Origin of the sequence: Pseudomonas sp. Je.1.5.c, from assembly GCF_051129895.1 — a bacterium.
In the GTDB taxonomy this organism is placed as follows: Bacteria; Pseudomonadota; Gammaproteobacteria; order Pseudomonadales; family Pseudomonadaceae; genus Aquipseudomonas; species Aquipseudomonas urmiensis.
Map to the genome: position 1 here is coordinate 1 of NZ_JBCPSP010000010.1, position 17094 is coordinate 17094.

Sequence of the window (17094 nt, forward strand, 5' to 3'; positions counted from 1 at the left end):
GGGTTGCCCCCGCTATGAGGCCGGCCCAGATACCATCAGAGGTCGGCATCCTCCACCACCCTCACCTGCCCTGCATCCAGCGCATACGCCGCATCCGCCAGGTCATTGCTGACGGTTTCCACCTTCAACGTCCCGCTGACCCACAGCGGCGTATAGATATCATCGATCTTCAACCCGTGCGGATAGCGCACCAGCACCAGCTGGTTGGGCGGCGGCGGCGGCACGTGGATGCAGGCCCCTGGATACGGCACCAGGAAGAACAATGTGCTGTTGCCCTTGGCATCGCTCTCCAGCGGCACCGGATACCCACCCAGGCGAATCTGTTTACCATTCATCGCCGCTACGGTCTTGGTCGAGTACATCACCGCCGGCAAGCCTTTGCTCTGCTTGAGGCCGCCCTTGTCGGTGAAGGTGCCCATCGCTTCCGGCGAGTTGTGATCGATTTCCGGCATCAGCTCCAGCGCCTTCTGGTCCGACTTGGGCATCAGTTCGAGCCAGTCGGTTTCAGGCAGTTCGGCGTGAGCCAGGCTAGCTACCAGCAACATCGGGATAAGGAAAAACGCACGCATAAAAAATGCCCGGCAACTCAGGTGGAATTGCCGGGCATTCTATCTGGAATCAGCGTTTCTTGATCAGACCGTAGATCACCAGGAGCACGACGGCGCCAACCAGTGCGCCGAAGAAGCCTGCCGCTTGCCCGGCCTGGTAGATGCCCAATGCCTGGCCGCCATAGGTGGCCAGCAGGGAGCCGGCGATACCCAGCAGGATGGTCATGATCCAGCCCATGCTGTCGTCCCCAGGCTTGAGGAAGCGGGCCAGCAGGCCGACGATCAGGCCGATGAAGATGGTTCCAATGATGCCCATGGCAATCCCTCTGATATGAAGATGAAACAAGCCAAAGCCTAGTCAGCGCTTTGGCTTGTTGCCATTTCAGAGGCCTTGCTGGCCACAGAGGTTCAATCAGCCGGCGATCAACGCCTCAACTTCGGCGATCTTGTCTTGCAGGGTGGCCATGTCCGAGCAACGCAGGGTGGCGTGACCGACCTTGCGGCCAACCTTGAAGGCCTTGCCATAGTGGTGCAGGTGGCAGTCGTCGAGGGCGACGATCTTGTCCACTGCCGGCACTTCGCCGATGAAGTTGAGCATGGCGCTCTCGCCGACCTTGGCAGTCGAGCCCAGCGGCAAGCCGGCAATGGCGCGCAGGTGGTTCTGGAACTGGCTGCACTCGGCGCCTTCGATGGTCCAGTGCCCCGAGTTGTGCACGCGTGGGGCGATTTCGTTGGCTTTCAGGCCACCGTCGACCTCGAAGAACTCGAAGGCCATCACGCCAACATAGTCGAGCTGCTTGAGCACACGACCGACGTAGTCTTCAGCCAGCGACTGCAGCGGGTGGTCTTCGCTGGCCACCGACAAGCGCAGGATGCCGCTCTCGTGGGTGTTGTGCACCAACGGGTAGAAGCGGGTTTCGCCATCGCGGCCACGCACGGCCACCAGCGACACTTCGCCCGTGAACGGCACGAAGCCTTCCAGCAGGCATGGCACGCTGCCCAGTTCGGCAAAGGTGCCGACCACGTCTTCAGCGCTGCGCAGCACCTTCTGGCCCTTGCCGTCGTAACCCAGGGTGCGGGTCTTGAGCACAGCTGGCAGGCCAATGCTGGCGACTGCCGCATCGAGGTCCGCCTGGGACAGGATGTCGGCGAACGCCGGGGTGGGGATGCCCAGGTCGCGGAACATGCTCTTTTCGAACAGGCGGTCACGGGCGATGCGCAGCGCTTCGGCGCTCGGGTACACCGGGACGAACTGCGAGAGGAAGGCCACGGTCTCGGCCGGGACGCTTTCGAACTCGAAGGTGACCAGGTCGACTTCGTCGGCCAACTGGCGCAGATGGTCCTGGTCGCCGTAGTCGGCACGCAGGTGCTCGCCCAATGGCGCGGCGCAAGCGTCCGGCGCCGGGTCGAGGAAAGCGAAGTTCATGCCCAGCGGAGTGCCCGCCAGGGCCAGCATGCGGCCCAACTGGCCGCCACCGATTACACCGATCTTCATGTCGTAAGCCTCAAGCCTGACGCGGGTCAGGATTGTCCAGGACGGTTTCGGTCTGCTCCGTGCGGAACTGCTTGAGCGCCGCGTGGAACTGCGGGTGCTTGGCACCGAGAATGCTCGCCGACAGCAGTGCGGCATTGATCGCGCCAGCCTTGCCGATGGCCAGGGTGGCAACCGGAATACCGGCTGGCATCTGTACGATCGACAGCAGCGAGTCGACGCCCGACAGCATCGACGACTGCACTGGCACGCCGAGCACCGGCAGGTGAGTCTTGGCGGCGCACATGCCTGGCAGGTGGGCGGCGCCACCGGCACCGGCGATGATCACCTCGATGCCGCGGCCTTCGGCCTCATCGGCATACTGGAACAGCAGATCCGGGGTGCGGTGGGCGGAAACCACCTTCACTTCGTAGGGAATGCCGAGTTTTTCCAGCATATCGGCGGTGTGGCTAAGGGTGGACCAATCGGACTTGGAGCCCATGATCACGCCAACCAGTGCACTCATCGTCGAGCCTCTTCGCTTGTGCGCCCGCAGGCGCGTCAAAAAACAACAAGCCACGCGGGACGACCGGCGTGGCTTGTTTGCTGATCATGACCGGAATCTATCCGGTCGAGGGGCCGCGCAGTATAACGTAACGCGATAGCATCCCGGCACCCCTGGCGACCAACTGTCGGCCTTATTTTTCGGGGGTTTGGCTGACTTTTGGGTCAACTGCGCCACCTTCGAGCTTGCGCCACAGCAAGCGCACGTTGGCCTTGCGCACCAGGGCGCAGCGGTACAGGCGAATTTCCAGCGGCACGTGCCAGGCGCTGCTGCCGCAAACGGCCAGCTCACCGCGGGCCAGTTCGCCCTGCATCGACAGCCGTGGCACCCAGGCCACGCCCATACCCTCGAGGGCCATGCTTTTAAGGCTGTCGGCCATCGCCGTTTCATAGACAGTGGTATAGCGCAGGTTGCGCTGGCGCAGCAGAAGGCTCACCGAACGCCCAAGGAATGCTCCAGCGCTGTAGGCCAGCAGCGGCACGCTGGCGTCACCCTCCAGATCGAACAACGGTTTGCCGTCAGGGCCAACGGCGCACACCGGCAGCATCTCGGTGGTGCCCATGTGCAATGACGGGAAGATCTCGGCGTCCATCTGCAACGCCGCATCTGGGTCATAGAAGGCCAGCATCAAATCGCAGCCGCCTTCGCGCAAGGCATGCACGGCGTCACCGACGTTGGTCGCGACCAGGCGCGTGGCAATGTTCAAACCATCGTTGCGCAACTGCGCCACCCAACGGGGGAAAAACCCCGACGCCAGCGAGTGCGCCGCCGCTACCTGGATAACCTCACCCTGGCCACCTTCGAGATGATGCAAATGGCGTAGAACTTCGCTCAACTGGTCGACAACCGTACGCGCCGTGACGAGAAACAGCTGCCCCGCTTCGGTCAGTTCGATTGGCGTGCGGGAACGATTCACCAAGGTCAGCCCGAGTGCCGCCTCCAGGCTGCGTATGCGTCGACTGAAGGCTGGCTGGGTGACGAAACGTCGCTCCGCCGCCTGGGAAAAACTACGCGTTGAGGCCAGCGCGCTGAAATCTTCCAGCCATTTGCTTTCGAGGTTCATGAAGCCATCTCCCGGCGTGCACCAAAATGGAACACGCTCGAATGTCAATTGACGTCACATCAATCACTATGCCGTTTGTGCATAGGTTAGCGTCTAACAGCATTGGCCGACAAATCTGCCCCGGCCTAGGATTGGCGCCATTCCGGCAGGTGCCGGGTCAAACTCGAGATGATATCCATCATGTCCTCCGCTGCATCGTTCCGCGTCGAAAAAGATCTGCTTGGTACCCTTGAAGTCCCTGCCGATGCCTACTACGGCATCCAGACTCTGCGCGCTGCCAACAACTTCCACCTCTCCGGTGTTCCGCTGTCGCACTACCCGAAACTGGTAGTCGGCCTGGCGATGGTCAAGCAGGCAGCTGCTGACGCCAACCGTGAGCTGGGGCACTTGAGCGATGCCAAGCACGCCGCTATCAGCGAGGCTTGCGCCCGTCTGATCCGCGGTGACTACCATGAGCAGTTCGTGGTGGACATGATTCAAGGCGGTGCTGGTACTTCTACCAACATGAACGCCAACGAAGTGATCGCCAACATCGCGCTGGAGGCCATGGGTCACCAGAAGGGTGAGTACCAGTACCTGCACCCGAACAACGACGTGAACATGGCGCAGTCGACCAACGACGCCTACCCGACCGCGATCCGCCTGGGTCTGCTGCTGGGTCACGACGCCCTGCTGGCCAGCCTCGACAGCCTGATCCAAGCCTTCGCGGCCAAGGGTAAAGAGTTCGACCACGTCCTGAAGATGGGCCGTACCCAGCTGCAAGACGCCGTGCCGATGACCCTCGGCCAGGAATTCCGCGCCTTCGCCACCACCATGACCGAAGACCTCAACCGTCTGCGTTCGCTGGCGCCGGAACTGCTCACCGAAATCAACCTGGGCGGCACCGCCATCGGTACCGGCATCAACGCCGACCCGGGCTACCAGATGCTGGCAGTACAGCGCCTGGCGACCATCAGCGGCCAGCCGCTGGTTCCGGCTGCCGACCTGATCGAAGCCACCTCCGACATGGGCGCCTTCGTGCTGTTCTCCGGCATGCTCAAGCGTACCGCGGTCAAGCTGTCGAAGATCTGCAACGACTTGCGCCTGCTGTCCAGCGGCCCACGCACCGGCATCAACGAAATCAACCTGCCAGCGCGTCAGCCAGGCAGCTCGATCATGCCAGGCAAGGTCAACCCGGTCATCCCGGAAGCGGTCAACCAAGTGGCCTTCGCCATCATGGGCAACGACCTGGCACTGACCGTCGCCGCCGAAGGTGGCCAGCTGCAGCTGAACGTGATGGAGCCGCTGATCGCCTACAAGATCTTCGACTCGATCCGCCTGCTGCAACGCGCCATGGACATGCTGCGCGAGCACTGCATCGTCGGCATCACTGCCAACGAACAGCGCTGCCGTGAACTGGTCGAGCACTCGATCGGCCTGGTCACCGCCCTGAACCCGTACATCGGCTACGAAAACGCCACCCGTATCGCCCGCGTTGCCCTGGAAACCGGCCGCGGCGTACTGGAACTGGTGCGCGAAGAGAAGCTGCTGGACGAAGCGATGCTCAACGACATCCTGCGTCCGGAAAACATGATCGCTCCACGTCTGGTGCCGCTGAAGGCGTAACCGACGACTGCAACCTGTCTCACCAGGTTTGAGGGACTAGACACCTCTCGACCTTTCAAGGGCCCGAGCGCACGCTCAGGGCCCTTTTTTTATCCCGGCCCTGAACAGACGCCCGGCACACAACTTGCTCCATAATGCCTCCCAACCCACGGGATTGCCGAGCATGCTGCACAGCCACCTGACCACCCTCAACGCCGTTTCGCTGATTCTCAAGGTTTTCCAAGAGAGCGGCTGCGATGCGTCGAGCCTGCTAGCCGGCAGCGGCATTGGCCCAGCGGACCTGGGCCATGCCGATGCGCGCATCACCACCCAGCAAGAATTGCAGGTGTGCGCCAACGCCGTGGCCCGGCGCGAGGAGATCGGCCTGGAGCTCGGCCGGCGCATGCATGTGTCGTGCTACGGCATGCTTGGTTACGCCTTGCTCTCCAGTGCCACTTTGGGTGACGCCCTGCGCCTGGCCCTGCGCTATCCGGCACTGCTGGGAACAGTTTTCGAGCTTCGCCTGATCGACGATGGCCAGCGGATCTGGTTCAGCGCCAGCGATTACCGCGACAGCCCAGCGCTGGCGACCTTCAATGCCGAGTTCTGCCTGGTGTCGCTGAAAACCATCTGCGACGACCTGCTCGGCCGCCCGCTGCCGTTGCTGGCAGCACGCTTCGAACATGCCCAGCCCAGCTATCACGCGCTTTATAGCGGTGCATTCCCCTGCCCGTTGGGGTTTGCCGCCGGCGACAACGCCTTTGCCTTCGAACGGCGCTGGTTGGACATGCCGCTGCCGTTGGCCGATCCGGTGACCCACAAGGCCATGAGCGAGCGATGCCGGCAGTTGAACCTTGAGTTCACCGGGCGCCAGGCCTGGCTGGGGCGGATTCGCCAGTTGCTGATCCAGCAGTTGGACGCAGCGCCTGGGCTGGAAGGTTTGGCGCGACAGATGAACTGCTCGTCGCGCACCCTGCGCCGCCATCTGCAAGCGCTGGGCAGTAGTTATCAACAGCTGCTGGATGAGCTGCGCTTCGAGCGAGCCAAGCAGCTGCTGGCCGAGGACCAAATGCCGATCTATCGGATTGCCGAGACCTTGGGCTTCAGCGAGACCGCCAGTTTCCGCCATGCCTTCCAGCGCTGGAGCGGCGTAGCGCCCAGTCATTTTCGCGGTTGATCGGCAGCGACCCCATCGCGGGGCAAGCCCGCTCCCACGCAGTAGCGTTCACGCGTTGAATCCTCGTTGGAAATCCTCATGTGGAATTCACGTGAGGAATGCTCGTGTGGAATTCACGTGGGAGCGGGCTTGCCCCGCGATAGCGAAAGCACAAACGACAACGGCCATCGAACCTGGCCACATCGATCCCCTTTTGGCCACCACCATCGTTCTCCACCACCGGCCAGCCACTGACAATGGACCAACGCCAGTAACCTTCGGAGAACAACAAATGCTGACGATCTATTCCGATGATCACCGCCTGCACCACGGCCGTTGCGAGCTGATCGATGGCAAGCTGATGCCTTGCTTCGAGATGCCCTCGCGCGCCGATCATGTCCTTGATCAAGTCAAAAAGCGCAACCTGGGCCCAGTCCAAGGCCCGACCGATTTCGGCCGTTCACCGCTGCAGCGGATCCACAGCGCCGACTACCTGAACTTCTTCGAGGGCGCCTGGGCGCGCTGGGCCGCACTGGGCCATGACGGCGACTTGCTGCCGTTCACCTGGCCGGCACGCACCCTGCGCCAGGTCAAACCCACCGGGCTGCACGGCGAGCTGGGCTACTACAGCTTCGATGCCGGCGCGCCGATCACCGCTGGCACCTGGCAAGCAGCCTACAGCGCCGCGCAAGTCGCGCTGACTGCCCAGGCAGCCATCCAGCAAGGCGCCCATTCGGCGTTCGCCCTGTGCCGACCACCCGGGCACCACGCCGCTGGCGAAGTCATGGGCGGCTACTGCTACCTGAACAACGCCGCCATCGCCGCCCAAGCGTTTCTCGACCAGGGCCACAGCAAGGTGGCGATCCTCGACGTCGACTACCACCACGGTAACGGCACCCAGGACATCTTCTACAGCCGCAACGATGTGTTCTTCGCCTCGATCCACGGCGATCCGGTCGATGAGTTCCCGTTCTTCCTCGGCTATGCCGACGAGACCGGCGAGGGCGCTGGCGAAGGCTGCAACATCAATTATCCATTGCCCGCCGGTAGCGACTGGGCGGCCTGGAGCCAGGCCCTGGAAGACGCCTGCCAGCGCATCGATGCCTATGCAGCGGACGTGCTGGTGATATCCCTGGGCGTGGACACCTTCAAGGATGACCCGATCTCGCAGTTCAAACTCGACAGCCCCGACTACCTGCAAATGGGCGAGCGCATCGCACGCCTCGGCAAGCCGACCTTGTTCGTGATGGAAGGTGGCTACGCTGTTGAGGAAATCGGCATCAACGCGGTCAATGTGCTGGAGGGCTTCCAGCGCGCCCAACCAGGAGCCAGGCCATGAAACGACTCAAGCGACTGTTTGCCCCCTTGCTGGTCGCCGGCCTTGCCGCTGGCGCCCTGCAAGCCCATGCCGAACAGCGCACCCTGCGCGTCTACAACTGGTTCGACTACATCACCCCGCAGACCCTGACCGACTTCCAGAAGGACAGCCAGGTCAAGCTGGTCTACGACATCTTCGACACCAACGAGGCGCTGGAAGCCAAGCTGCTCACCGGCAACTCCGGGTATGACGTGGTGGTGCCGTCCAACGTGTTCCTGGCCAAGCAGATCGAGGCTGGCGTGTTCCAGCCGCTGGAGCGCAACAAGCTGCCGAACTGGCAGCACCTGGACCCGGCACTGATGAAGCTGATCGAAGCCAACGATCCCGGTAACAAGTTCGCCGTGCCCTACATGTACGGCACCGTGCTGATCGGCTTCAACCCAGACAAGGTCAAGGCCGTGCTCGGCGCCGATGCCCCGGTGGACAGCTGGGACCTGATCTTCAAGGAAGAGAACATCGCCAAGCTCAAGCAGTGTGGTGTGGCCCTGCTCGATTCGCCGTCCGAGATCCTGCCACTGGCGTTGAAGTACCTGGGCCTGGACCCTAATAGCGGCAAGCCGGATGACTACAAGAAAGCCGAAGCACTGTTGCTGAAGATTCGTCCGCACATCACCTACTTCCACTCCTCCAAGTACATGGCGGACATCGCCAATGGCGATATCTGTGTGGCCGTAGGCTACTCCGGCAGTTTCTCCCAAGCCGCCAACCGCGCGCGCGATGCCAAGAATGGCGTGGTGGTGGATATGCGCCTGCCCAAGGAAGGTGCGCCGATCTGGTTCGATATGCTGGCGATTCCGAAAGGCGCGGCCAATCCTGAGGATGCGCATGTGTTCATCAACTACCTGCTGCGCCCGGAGGTAATTGCGCCGATCAGCGACTTTGTCGGGTATCCGAATCCAAACAAGGATGCGACGCAGAAGGTCAGCCCAGCGATTCGGAATAACCCGAATCTGTATCCGACCGAGGAAGCGATGGCCAAGCTGTACACGCTCAAGCCGCTGCCACGGGATGCCGAACGGGCGCGGACTCGGGCTTGGACGCGAATCAAGTCCGGGACCTGATTGGAGATTTTGGGGCTGCGACGCAGCCCATCGCGGGGCAAGCCCGCTCCCACGCAACGATCCCTAGAGCGCTTGAATCGTGGGAGCGGGCTTGCCCCGCGATAGGCCGCAAAGTAGGCCTGGCTACCTCCAGGCCTTACGCAAGCGCATCAACGCATCGGCAATCTGCGCCTGCGGCACCGCCGCAAACCCCAGCACCAGCCCCGCGCGCTTATCCACAGGCACCTCGCTGTCCTCCAACCAATAACTACTCAGCGGATTCACCTCCACCCCTACCGCCTCGGCCTGTGCGACCAATTCACGCTCGCGGGCAAGGTTATCCACAGCCACTTTCACATGCAGCCCCGCCGACACCTCCGGCATCGCCCCCAAGCCGGCAACCCCCTCCGGCCACCCGGCCTTGAGCACATTGCGCCGGCTCAACGCCGCCCGGCGCATGCGACGGATATGCCGCAGAAAATGTCCCTGGGCCATGAACTGGGCCATCACACACTGGGTACCCACTTCCGAATGCCGCACCGCCAAGGCCCGGGCCTGACTGAACGCCTCAACCAAACGCTGCGGCAACACCAGGTAACCCAAGCGCAGCGCGGGAAAGGCAATCTTGCCGAAGGTGCCGACGTACAGCACCCGCCCCTGCCGATCGAGTGCCGCCAACGGCGCCAGCGGCGCGCCGCTGTAGCGGTACTCACCGTCGTAGTCGTCCTCGATGATCCAGCCATCCTGGCGCTCGGCCCAGGCCAGCAGCGACAAACGCCGGGCCAGGCTCATGGTCACCCCTGTGGGGTACTGATGAGCCGGCGTTACATAGGCCAAACGACAATCAGCCAGTTGTGCGAGCTTGGCGCAATCGAGCCCCTCGTCATCCACTGGCACCCCACGCACTCGCCCACCGGCGATGGCAAAGGCGTGCCCAGCGGCGCGATACCCTGGGTTTTCCACAGCCACCGCCTCGCCGGGATGCAATAGCAACTGTGCACAAAGGCTGATGGCCTCCTGTGCGCCACTGGTGATCACAATTTGTCCAGCGCTGCACGACATGCCCCTGGAGCGGCGCAGGTAGGCGGCAATCAGTTCACGCAGCTGAGGCTCTCCTGCCGGGTCGCCATAGCCTAGCTGCGCAGGCTCTGGATTTCGCCAGAAACCCGCTTGCAGCTTGGCCCACACGTCGAATGGGAATAGATCGAAGGCAGGAATACCCACCCGAAACGCCCGCGGTGGACCGCTTCTGGGCGCAGGCAAATGATGATTTTTCAGACGCTCAAGAGGCTCGCTGGAGCGGTCACTGCTGGACAAATCCACAGTGTCATACACAGGAAATGTGGATAAACCTGTTGATAACCCACGGGATAACCCTGTGGACAGTTGTGTGGATAGTTTTGGCAGCTGGCTTACATAGGTGCCGTCCCCTACCCGGCTTTCGATGTATCCCTCGGCATACAACTGGTCGTAGGCGCGCACTACGCTGTTGCGCGAAAGCGCCAACATACTGGCCAGATCGCGGGTGGCCGGCAGCCGTGTGCCGCTGCTCAGGCGCCCATCCAGCACCCGCGCGCGCAAAGCCTGGTAGAGCTGCTGGCTCAGGCCGCGACGCTGGTCGAGCACGATCCCAGCAGGGTCGAAAGGCAACACGATGGGACGTTCGCTCATGGGATTGGACCTATCAAATCTGTCTTGAATGGCTCTTAACCTAGACCAATAGCCTGCCTAGGATGAAGCCATTCGACAAGGAACCTGCCATGTACAACAGCAAACCCCATCAGGAGCACGACCTTGGGCGCCTGCACCAGCAGATGCTGGAAACCCGCCTGGCCGTGCTGGTGACGCATGGCGAGCAAGGCTTGCTCGCCAGCCACCTGCCGGTGCTGATCGACACAGGCGAAGGCGAGTTCGGCACCGTCTACGGCCACTTGGCCAAGGCCAACAAGCAATGGCAGGCGCTGGAGCAAGGCGGCGAAGCGCTAGTGGTGTTCGCCGGCCCCGACGCCTACGTCAGCCCGAGCTTCTACCCAAGCAAGGCCGAGCACCACAAGGTGGTCCCCACCTGGAACTACCTGGCCGTGCATGCCTATGGCTGCGCTCAAGTGATCCACGATGCAGCCGGCCTGCTGGAGATCGTCAGCCGCCTGAGCGACCTGCATGAGCAAGGGCGCAGCGAGCCGTGGAGTGTCAGTGACGCGCCCAGTGACTACATCGACGGCATGCTGCGCGCGATTGTCGGTTTCCGCTTGCCCATCACCCGCCTGCAAGGTGCGCGCAAGCTCAGTCAGAACCGCTCGGCCGAGGACATCGCAGGCGTGCGCGAAGGCTTGGCCAACAGCGCCGATCATCAGGACCAACAACTTGCCGCTCACATGCGCCCACTCTGAAGGGATAGCCCCATGTCCACCGTCACCATCCGCCCGATCAACGCCAACGACCACGCCGCCTGGCTGCCTCTGTGGCAAGCCTATCTGCGCTTCTACCAGACCGAGCTGCCCGCCGAGGTCAGCGCGGTAACCTGGCAACGCCTGCTCGACCCGCAGGAGCCCACCCGTTCAGCGCTGGCCTGGGTCGATGGCAAGGCGGTGGGCATGGTCAACTGGATCTATCATCGTTCCAACTGGAGCATCGAAAATTCCTGCTACCTGCAGGATCTGTACGTAGACGCAGATCAGCGTGGCCTAGGTGTGGGCCGCCAGTTGATCGAACAGGTCTATGCCACAGCCAAGGCCGCTGGCTGCATCAAGGTGCACTGGCTGACTCACGAGACCAACGCTACCGCCATCAGCCTCTACGAGCAGGTCGCGGAACGTCCGGGCTTCATCCAATTTCGCAAAGCGCTGTAAGACAGGAGCCACCTATGAGTCAGCTGTCGCAATGGAAGCCCGCTATCGTTCCTCAGGCCGAGCCCATCGAGGGGCGGTTCATTCGCCTGGAAAAGCTTGATCCGACACGCCATGGCGAAGACCTGTGGGAAGTGCTGCAAGGCCCCGAGTCTGACCCGGTGCTATGGAACTACCTGCCATACGGTCCATTTGCCGAGCGCGCCGCCTTCGATCGTTGGCTGGAGGGCAACGCGGCCAGCCGCGACCCGCTGTTCTATAGCGTCATCGACCGCACCAACGGCCAGGTACAGGGGATTCTCAGCCTGATGTCGATCGTGCCCGAGCATGGCCGCATCGAGATCGGCCACATCGCCTTTGGTGCAGCCATGCAGCGCACACCGAAGGGTACTGAAGCGGTGTATTTGCTGGGCAAGCTGGGTTTTGAGTTGGGCAATCGTCGCCTGGAGTGGAAGTGCAACAACGCCAACGCCCGTTCCAAGCGGGCAGCAGAGCGCTTTGGCTTTACCTACGAGGGGGTGTTCCGCAATCACATGGTGATCAAGGGGCAGAACCGCGATACGGCCTGGTATTCGATTACCGATCAAGAGTGGCCGGCGGTGGCGGCGGGGTTTGAACGGTGGTTGAGCGAGGACAACCAACCGGCCCAAGGGCAGGTGGAATCACTGCAAGCGTGTCGTGCACAGGTGAAGTGAGGCTGTCAGTACCACCGCTATCGCGGGGAAAGCCCACTCCCACGGGTAGGCTTGCCCCGCGATAGCGGTCAAGCACACAAAAAAAGGGGAGCTATCGCTCCCCAATGAGGTTAACCGCTTGTAGATGAAGGCTGGGCTCAGCCTTCGATCTCGATCAGGATCTCGCCCGGGGTTACCCGGTCACCTTTAGCCACATGAATGGCGACGACTTTGCCTGCGATGGCCGCTTGCACTTCGGTCTCCATCTTCATCGCTTCGGTGATCAGTACCGCCTGACCCGCCTTGACCACATCACCTTCCTTGACCAGCACATCGACGATGTTGCCTGGCATGGTGGTGCTGACGTGGCCCGGACCACTGGCCTGCTTGCGCTTGCTGCCGCCACCGCCAACGAAGTCGTTGAGCGGTTCGAACACCACTTCTTCCGGCATGCCATCGATCGACAGATAGAAGTGCCGCTTGCCTTCGGCCTTGACGCCGACACCAGTGATGTCGACGCGGTAGGTCTCGCCGTGTACGTCGATGACGAACTCGGTCGGTACGCCCTCGCCGCCCACCGACGCAGCAGCGCCCGCTTCAGGGATTGGCAGCAGCTCTTCAGGCTTGAGGCTGCCGGCTTCACGCTCTTCGAGGAACTTGCGGCCAATGTCCGGGAACATGGCGAAGGTCAGTACGTCCTCTTCGCTACGGGCCAGGGCACCGATGTCGGCACGCAGCTTGGTCATTTCTGGTTTGAGCAGATCGGCTGGGCGGACGTCGATCACCTCTTCGCTGCCGATCGCCTGACGGCGCAGCTGCTCGTTGACCACGCCTGGCGCTTTGCCGTAACCGCCTTGCAGGTACAGCTTCACCTCGTTGGTGATGGTCTTGTAGCGCTCGCCGGCCAGCACGTTGAAGAACGCCTGGGTACCGACGATCTGCGAAGTCGGGGTGACCAGCGGCGGGAAGCCGAGGTCTTCACGCACCCGTGGGATTTCCGCCAGCACTTCGTTCATGCGGTTGAGGGCGCCCTGCTCCTTGAGCTGGTTGGCCAGGTTGGAAATCATCCCACCAGGCACCTGGTTGACCTGCACGCGAGTGTCCACCGCAGTGAATTCGCTCTCGAACTGGTGGTACTTCTTACGCACCGCGTAGAAGTACAGGCCGATTTCCTGCAGCAGTTCCAGATCCAGACCGGTATCGAACTCGCTGCCCTTGAGCGCGGCGACCATCGACTCGGTGCCTGGGTGGCTGGTGCCCCAGGCGAAGCTGGAGATGGCGGTGTCGATGTGGTCGGCGCCGTTTTCTACCGCCTTGAGCTGGCACATGGCTGCCAGGCCGGCGGTGTCGTGCGAGTGGATGAACACCGGCAGCGACTGCTCGGCCTTCAGCGCCTTGACCAGCTCGCCGGTGGCGTATGGGGTCAGCAGGCCGGCCATGTCCTTGATCGCCACCGAGTCGCAACCCATGGCTTCCATCTGCTTGGCCTGGGCAACGAAGGCATCGATGGTGTGCACCGGGCTGGTGGTGTAGGCGATGGTGCCCTGGGCGTGCTTGCCGGCAGCCTTGACCGCTTCGATGGCCACGCGCAGGTTACGCACGTCGTTCATCGCATCGAAGATGCGGAATACGTCGATGCCGTTGACCGCCGCCTTGGCCACGAAGGCTTTGACCACATCATCGCTGTAGTGGCGATAGCCGAGCAGGTTCTGCCCGCGCAGGAGCATCTGCAGGCGGGTGTTGGGCAGTGCCGCACGCAGTTTGCGCAGGCGCTCCCACGGGTCTTCCTTGAGGAAGCGCACGCAGGCGTCGAAGGTGGCGCCGCCCCACACTTCCAGCGACCAGTAGCCGACCTTGTCGAGCTTTTCGCAGATCGGCAGCATGTCTTCGGTTCGCATGCGGGTGGCCAGCAGGGACTGGTGGGCGTCGCGCAGGATCGTGTCGGTTACGTGAATTTTCTTGGACATTATGGGGTTCCTCACAGGCCTGCGTGGGCGGCGATGGCGGCGGCGATGGCCAGGGCCAGCTCTTCGGGTTTGCGCTTGATCGAGTAGTTGGTCAGTTCTGGGTGGCTTTCAACGAAGCTGGTATTGAACTGCCCGCTACGGAATTCCGGATTACGCAGGATTTCCTGGTAGTACGCGGCGGTGGTCTTGACCCCCTGTACGCGCATGTCGTCCAGGGCCCGCAGGCCGCGGTCCATGGCCTCTTCCCAGGTCAACGCCCAGACCACCAGTTTCAGGCACATCGAGTCGTAGAACGGCGGAATGGTGTAGCCGGTATAGATCGCCGTGTCGGTACGCACGCCTGGGCCGCCCGGTGCGTAGTAACGGGTGATCTTGCCGAAGCTGGGGAGGAAGTTGTTTTTCGGGTCTTCGGCATTGATGCGGAACTGCAATGCATAGCCGCGATGCTGGATGTCTTCCTGCTTGACCGACAGTGGCAGGCCGGAGGCGATGCGAATCTGCTCACGGACCACGTCGATGCCGGTGATTTCTTCAGTGATGGTGTGCTCCACCTGAACCCGGGTGTTCATCTCCATGAAGTACACCTCGCCATCGGCGAGCAGGAACTCCACGGTACCGGCGTTCTCGTAGTCCACCGCCTTGGCCGCACGTACTGCCAGGTCGCCGATGTAGGCGCGCTGCTCTGGAGTCAGCTGTGGGCTTGGGGCGATCTCGATGAGCTTCTGGTTGCGGCGCTGGATCGAGCAATCGCGCTCGAACAGGTGCACCACATTGCCAAAGCTGTCACCCAGGATCTGCGCCTCGATGTGCTTGGGATTGACGATGCACTTTTCCAGGAACACTTCGGCCGAGCCGAACGCCTTGGTCGCTTCGGAGATCACCCGAGGGAAGGCTTGCTCCAGCTCCTCACGGCTGTTGCAGCGACGAATACCACGGCCGCCGCCACCGGAGGTGGCCTTGAGCATGACCGGGTAGCCAATACGCTCGCCTTCGCTCAAGGCTTCGTGGATATCCGCCACGTTGCCTTCGGTGCCAGGGGTCACGGGCACCCCGGCCTGGATCATGGTGCGGCGCGCTTCGGTCTTGTCGCCCATGCGCCGAATGACGTCGGCGGACGGGCCGATGAACTTGATCCCGCGCTCGGCGCAGATTTCTGCCAGTTCGGCGTTTTCCGAGAGGAAACCGTAGCCAGGATGCAAGGCATCACAGCCGGTTTCCACAGCTAGGTTGACCAGCTTGCGCGGGTTCAAATAGCCGGCCAGTGGCTCGGCACCAATGCTGTAGGCCTCGTCGGCGCGCTTGACGTGCAAGGCATGCCGGTCGGCGTCGGAAAAGATCGCCACCGAGCGAATGCCCATTTCAGCGCAGGCACGCACGATCCGAACTGCGATTTCACCCCGGTTGGCGATCAGGATTTTTTTTATCACTGGAGTCTTCCCAAAGCCGATGGAACATACGATCCGGTTCTACCGGTCGGCGCGTGACCAGATGCAGTTGGCCAGTCGCATATTCACCCTAGCGCTGAAGGACGATAAACAAAAATCAATATTTATTAGGGGCAGCATTAGCAAAAGCTTATAGTCACGTAACAAGGTTTTGCCGGAGCCCGGAGAAAAATGCGTAAGTCATTGATGCGTATGACATTGCGTCAATTGCAGATCTTCAATGAGGTGTGCGATTTGCGTTCTTACAGCCGGGCCGCCGAGGAGATGGCGCTGACGCAACCCGCCGTTAGTCTACAGATCCGCCAGCTTGAAGAGCTGGTCGGTCAGCCACTGTTCGAGTATGTCGGCAAGAAACTCTACCTCACCGAAGCCGCCGAGGCCTTGCAGCGCGCCAGCCGGGATATCTTCGGGAGGTTGGAAAACCTCGATATGCAGCTGTCGGACATGCAGGGTTCACTGCAAGGGCAGCTGAAACTGGCGATCGAGTCCAGCGCCAAGTACTTCGTGCCACACCTGTTCGCCGCCTTCAAGCAGCGTCACCCGGAGGTCAACCTGACCCTGACGGTGGTCAACCGCGCCCAGGCCATTCGGCGCCTTTCGGATAACCGCGACGACCTGATCATCATGTCCATGGTGCCGCAGGACATGGGCCTGGAGTTCTTGCCATTCCTGAACAATCCGATCATTGCCGTGGCGCCGCCGGATCATCCGCTGTGCAAACTTGAACAGCTGCGCCTGCAGGACCTGGAACCTCATACCCTGCTGATCCGTGAACAGGGTTCGGGTACGCGCAAGGCCTGCGAGGAATACTTCAAGGACAAGCGCGTGCACTTCACCCAGACCCTCGAAGTGGCCTCCGCCGATGCCCAGCGCGAATGCGTGATCGCAGGCTTGGGAGTTGCCCTGCTGACGCGACACGCGGTGAACATGGAATTGGCCACCGGAGTGCTCAAGGAGTTGCCGGTCGAGGAACTGCCGCTGTACCGCAGCTGGTGCGTGGTGCAGTCCAAGGCCAAGCGGCAGTCGCCGGTGGCCTTGGCATTTCTGGCGTTCATTCGCAGCGAACGTGCGATGATCAGCGCGCTTGTGGAGCGTTTTTCGGGGAAGCTGCCGCCGATACCTGCCACACGGTGATCTCCCTCAGTTCGGGATAATCGGCGATTTCGCGCAGCAGTTGACGTTGCTCGGAGTAGCTTTCGATCGCGCGGCGAAACTCCATCCGGCGCTGATCTTTCTCAGCTTGCTTGCGAGCCTTGGCGTTGGGTTGGTACGAGCCATCGAAGTCACGAGCCATTGCCTGTCTCCCTGATCGAGTGCGGGAGTTTCAGACTGGCTCGAAGATTTTACGATTTAGCTG

Annotated in this window: 17 protein-coding genes; 8 read left to right on the forward strand and 9 right to left on the reverse strand. The window is 62.0% G+C overall.

What is annotated here, in order from left to right; translation table 11 throughout:
* Positions 1-35 precede the first annotated feature (35 nt).
* From AAZU54_RS10420 to AAZU54_RS10440, 5 genes are all read right to left on the reverse strand, one after another.
* Entirely contained in the window at positions 36-569 is a 534-nt protein-coding gene (locus tag AAZU54_RS10420; RefSeq protein ID WP_392467431.1) for a DUF3299 domain-containing protein, read from the reverse strand.
* Between the two features lie 49 nt (positions 570-618).
* Positions 619-864, reverse strand: a complete 246-nt coding sequence (locus tag AAZU54_RS10425; protein WP_119137131.1) for a GlsB/YeaQ/YmgE family stress response membrane protein — start codon at positions 862-864, stop codon at positions 619-621.
* Positions 865-960: 96 nt separating this feature from the next.
* Positions 961-2043 (reverse strand): 5-(carboxyamino)imidazole ribonucleotide synthase, encoded by a 1083-nt coding sequence (locus AAZU54_RS10430; RefSeq protein WP_186553058.1) that lies wholly within the window; start codon positions 2041-2043, stop codon positions 961-963.
* A 10-nt stretch (positions 2044-2053) separates the two neighbouring features.
* A complete protein-coding gene (gene purE, locus AAZU54_RS10435; protein ID WP_264234062.1) occupies positions 2054-2545 on the reverse strand; it encodes a 5-(carboxyamino)imidazole ribonucleotide mutase in 492 nt (163 codons plus the stop codon).
* A 172-nt stretch (positions 2546-2717) separates the two neighbouring features.
* Complete coding sequence (locus AAZU54_RS10440; RefSeq protein ID WP_186553060.1) at positions 2718-3647, reverse strand: LysR substrate-binding domain-containing protein; 930 nt, start codon at positions 3645-3647, stop codon at positions 2718-2720.
* A gap of 180 nt (positions 3648-3827) precedes the next feature.
* On the opposite strand from AAZU54_RS10440, the gene aspA reads away from it, so the two are divergent.
* From aspA to AAZU54_RS10460, 4 genes are all read left to right on the forward strand, one after another.
* Positions 3828-5252 carry an aspartate ammonia-lyase gene (aspA, locus tag AAZU54_RS10445; RefSeq protein WP_186553061.1) on the forward strand — a complete coding sequence of 475 codons (1425 nt, stop codon included), beginning with the start codon at positions 3828-3830 and terminating at the stop codon, positions 5250-5252.
* Between the two features lie 163 nt (positions 5253-5415).
* A complete protein-coding gene (locus AAZU54_RS10450; protein ID WP_186553062.1) occupies positions 5416-6408 on the forward strand; it encodes an AraC family transcriptional regulator in 993 nt (330 codons plus the stop codon).
* Between the two features lie 271 nt (positions 6409-6679).
* Entirely contained in the window at positions 6680-7726 is a 1047-nt protein-coding gene (locus AAZU54_RS10455; RefSeq protein ID WP_312151839.1) for a histone deacetylase family protein, read from the forward strand.
* Positions 7723-8826: a polyamine ABC transporter substrate-binding protein gene (locus tag AAZU54_RS10460; protein ID WP_434727126.1), complete on the forward strand. Its 1104-nt coding sequence runs from the start codon at positions 7723-7725 to the stop codon at positions 8824-8826. Before AAZU54_RS10455 ends, AAZU54_RS10460 begins: the two co-directional genes overlap by 4 nt.
* A 123-nt stretch (positions 8827-8949) precedes the next feature.
* Here AAZU54_RS10460 and AAZU54_RS10465 read toward each other — a convergent pair whose 3' ends face one another.
* A complete protein-coding gene (locus AAZU54_RS10465) occupies positions 8950-10476 on the reverse strand; it encodes a PLP-dependent aminotransferase family protein (protein ID WP_405129181.1) in 1527 nt (508 codons plus the stop codon).
* 89 nt (positions 10477-10565) lie between these two features.
* Between AAZU54_RS10465 and AAZU54_RS10470 the strand changes: the two genes are divergently transcribed.
* From AAZU54_RS10470 to AAZU54_RS10480, 3 genes are read left to right on the forward strand one after another with little or no spacing between them, the layout of a single operon-like run.
* Positions 10566-11195 carry an FMN-binding negative transcriptional regulator gene (locus AAZU54_RS10470; RefSeq protein ID WP_434727127.1) on the forward strand — a complete coding sequence of 210 codons (630 nt, stop codon included), beginning with the start codon at positions 10566-10568 and terminating at the stop codon, positions 11193-11195.
* 12 nt (positions 11196-11207) lie between these two features.
* Entirely contained in the window at positions 11208-11654 is a 447-nt protein-coding gene (locus AAZU54_RS10475; RefSeq protein ID WP_434727128.1) for a GNAT family N-acetyltransferase, read from the forward strand.
* 14 nt (positions 11655-11668) lie between these two features.
* On the forward strand, positions 11669-12346 hold the full coding sequence (locus AAZU54_RS10480) for a GNAT family N-acetyltransferase (protein ID WP_312151846.1): 678 nt from the start codon (positions 11669-11671) through the stop codon (positions 12344-12346).
* 137 nt (positions 12347-12483) lie between these two features.
* Here AAZU54_RS10480 and oadA read toward each other — a convergent pair whose 3' ends face one another.
* Positions 12484-14292, reverse strand: coding sequence for a sodium-extruding oxaloacetate decarboxylase subunit alpha (oadA, locus tag AAZU54_RS10485; protein WP_434727129.1), 1809 nt, complete (start codon positions 14290-14292; stop codon positions 12484-12486).
* A gap of 11 nt (positions 14293-14303) precedes the next feature.
* Complete coding sequence (locus AAZU54_RS10490) at positions 14304-15719, reverse strand: acetyl-CoA carboxylase biotin carboxylase subunit (RefSeq protein ID WP_186553070.1); 1416 nt, start codon at positions 15717-15719, stop codon at positions 14304-14306.
* A 189-nt stretch (positions 15720-15908) separates the two neighbouring features.
* On the opposite strand from AAZU54_RS10490, the gene AAZU54_RS10495 reads away from it, so the two are divergent.
* Complete coding sequence (locus AAZU54_RS10495) at positions 15909-16871, forward strand: LysR family transcriptional regulator (protein ID WP_186553071.1); 963 nt, start codon at positions 15909-15911, stop codon at positions 16869-16871.
* Here the strand turns inward: AAZU54_RS10495 and AAZU54_RS10500 are convergent.
* On the reverse strand, positions 16813-17031 hold the full coding sequence (locus tag AAZU54_RS10500; protein WP_186553072.1) for a PA3496 family putative envelope integrity protein: 219 nt from the start codon (positions 17029-17031) through the stop codon (positions 16813-16815). The genes AAZU54_RS10495 and AAZU54_RS10500 overlap by 59 nt on opposite strands.
* Between the last annotated feature and the right edge of the window lie 63 nt (positions 17032-17094).

Coding starts and splice junctions, on each gene's coding strand:
- AAZU54_RS10420 (WP_392467431.1), bottom strand. CDS start 569: ATGCGTGCGTTTTTCCTTATCCCGATGTTGCTGGTAGCTAGCCTGGCT.
- AAZU54_RS10425 (WP_119137131.1), bottom strand. CDS start 864: ATGGGCATCATTGGAACCATCTTCATCGGCCTGATCGTCGGCCTGCTG.
- AAZU54_RS10430 (WP_186553058.1), bottom strand. CDS start 2,043: ATGAAGATCGGTGTAATCGGTGGCGGCCAGTTGGGCCGCATGCTGGCC.
- purE (WP_264234062.1), bottom strand. CDS start 2,545: ATGAGTGCACTGGTTGGCGTGATCATGGGCTCCAAGTCCGATTGGTCC.
- AAZU54_RS10440 (WP_186553060.1), bottom strand. CDS start 3,647: ATGAACCTCGAAAGCAAATGGCTGGAAGATTTCAGCGCGCTGGCCTCA.
- aspA (WP_186553061.1), top strand. CDS start 3,828: ATGTCCTCCGCTGCATCGTTCCGCGTCGAAAAAGATCTGCTTGGTACC.
- AAZU54_RS10450 (WP_186553062.1), top strand. CDS start 5,416: ATGCTGCACAGCCACCTGACCACCCTCAACGCCGTTTCGCTGATTCTC.
- AAZU54_RS10455 (WP_312151839.1), top strand. CDS start 6,680: ATGCTGACGATCTATTCCGATGATCACCGCCTGCACCACGGCCGTTGC.
- AAZU54_RS10460 (WP_434727126.1), top strand. CDS start 7,723: ATGAAACGACTCAAGCGACTGTTTGCCCCCTTGCTGGTCGCCGGCCTT.
- AAZU54_RS10465 (WP_405129181.1), bottom strand. CDS start 10,476: ATGAGCGAACGTCCCATCGTGTTGCCTTTCGACCCTGCTGGGATCGTG.
- AAZU54_RS10470 (WP_434727127.1), top strand. CDS start 10,566: ATGTACAACAGCAAACCCCATCAGGAGCACGACCTTGGGCGCCTGCAC.
- AAZU54_RS10475 (WP_434727128.1), top strand. CDS start 11,208: ATGTCCACCGTCACCATCCGCCCGATCAACGCCAACGACCACGCCGCC.
- AAZU54_RS10480 (WP_312151846.1), top strand. CDS start 11,669: ATGAGTCAGCTGTCGCAATGGAAGCCCGCTATCGTTCCTCAGGCCGAG.
- oadA (WP_434727129.1), bottom strand. CDS start 14,292: ATGTCCAAGAAAATTCACGTAACCGACACGATCCTGCGCGACGCCCAC.
- AAZU54_RS10495 (WP_186553071.1), top strand. CDS start 15,909: ATGCGTAAGTCATTGATGCGTATGACATTGCGTCAATTGCAGATCTTC.
- AAZU54_RS10500 (WP_186553072.1), bottom strand. CDS start 17,031: ATGGCTCGTGACTTCGATGGCTCGTACCAACCCAACGCCAAGGCTCGC.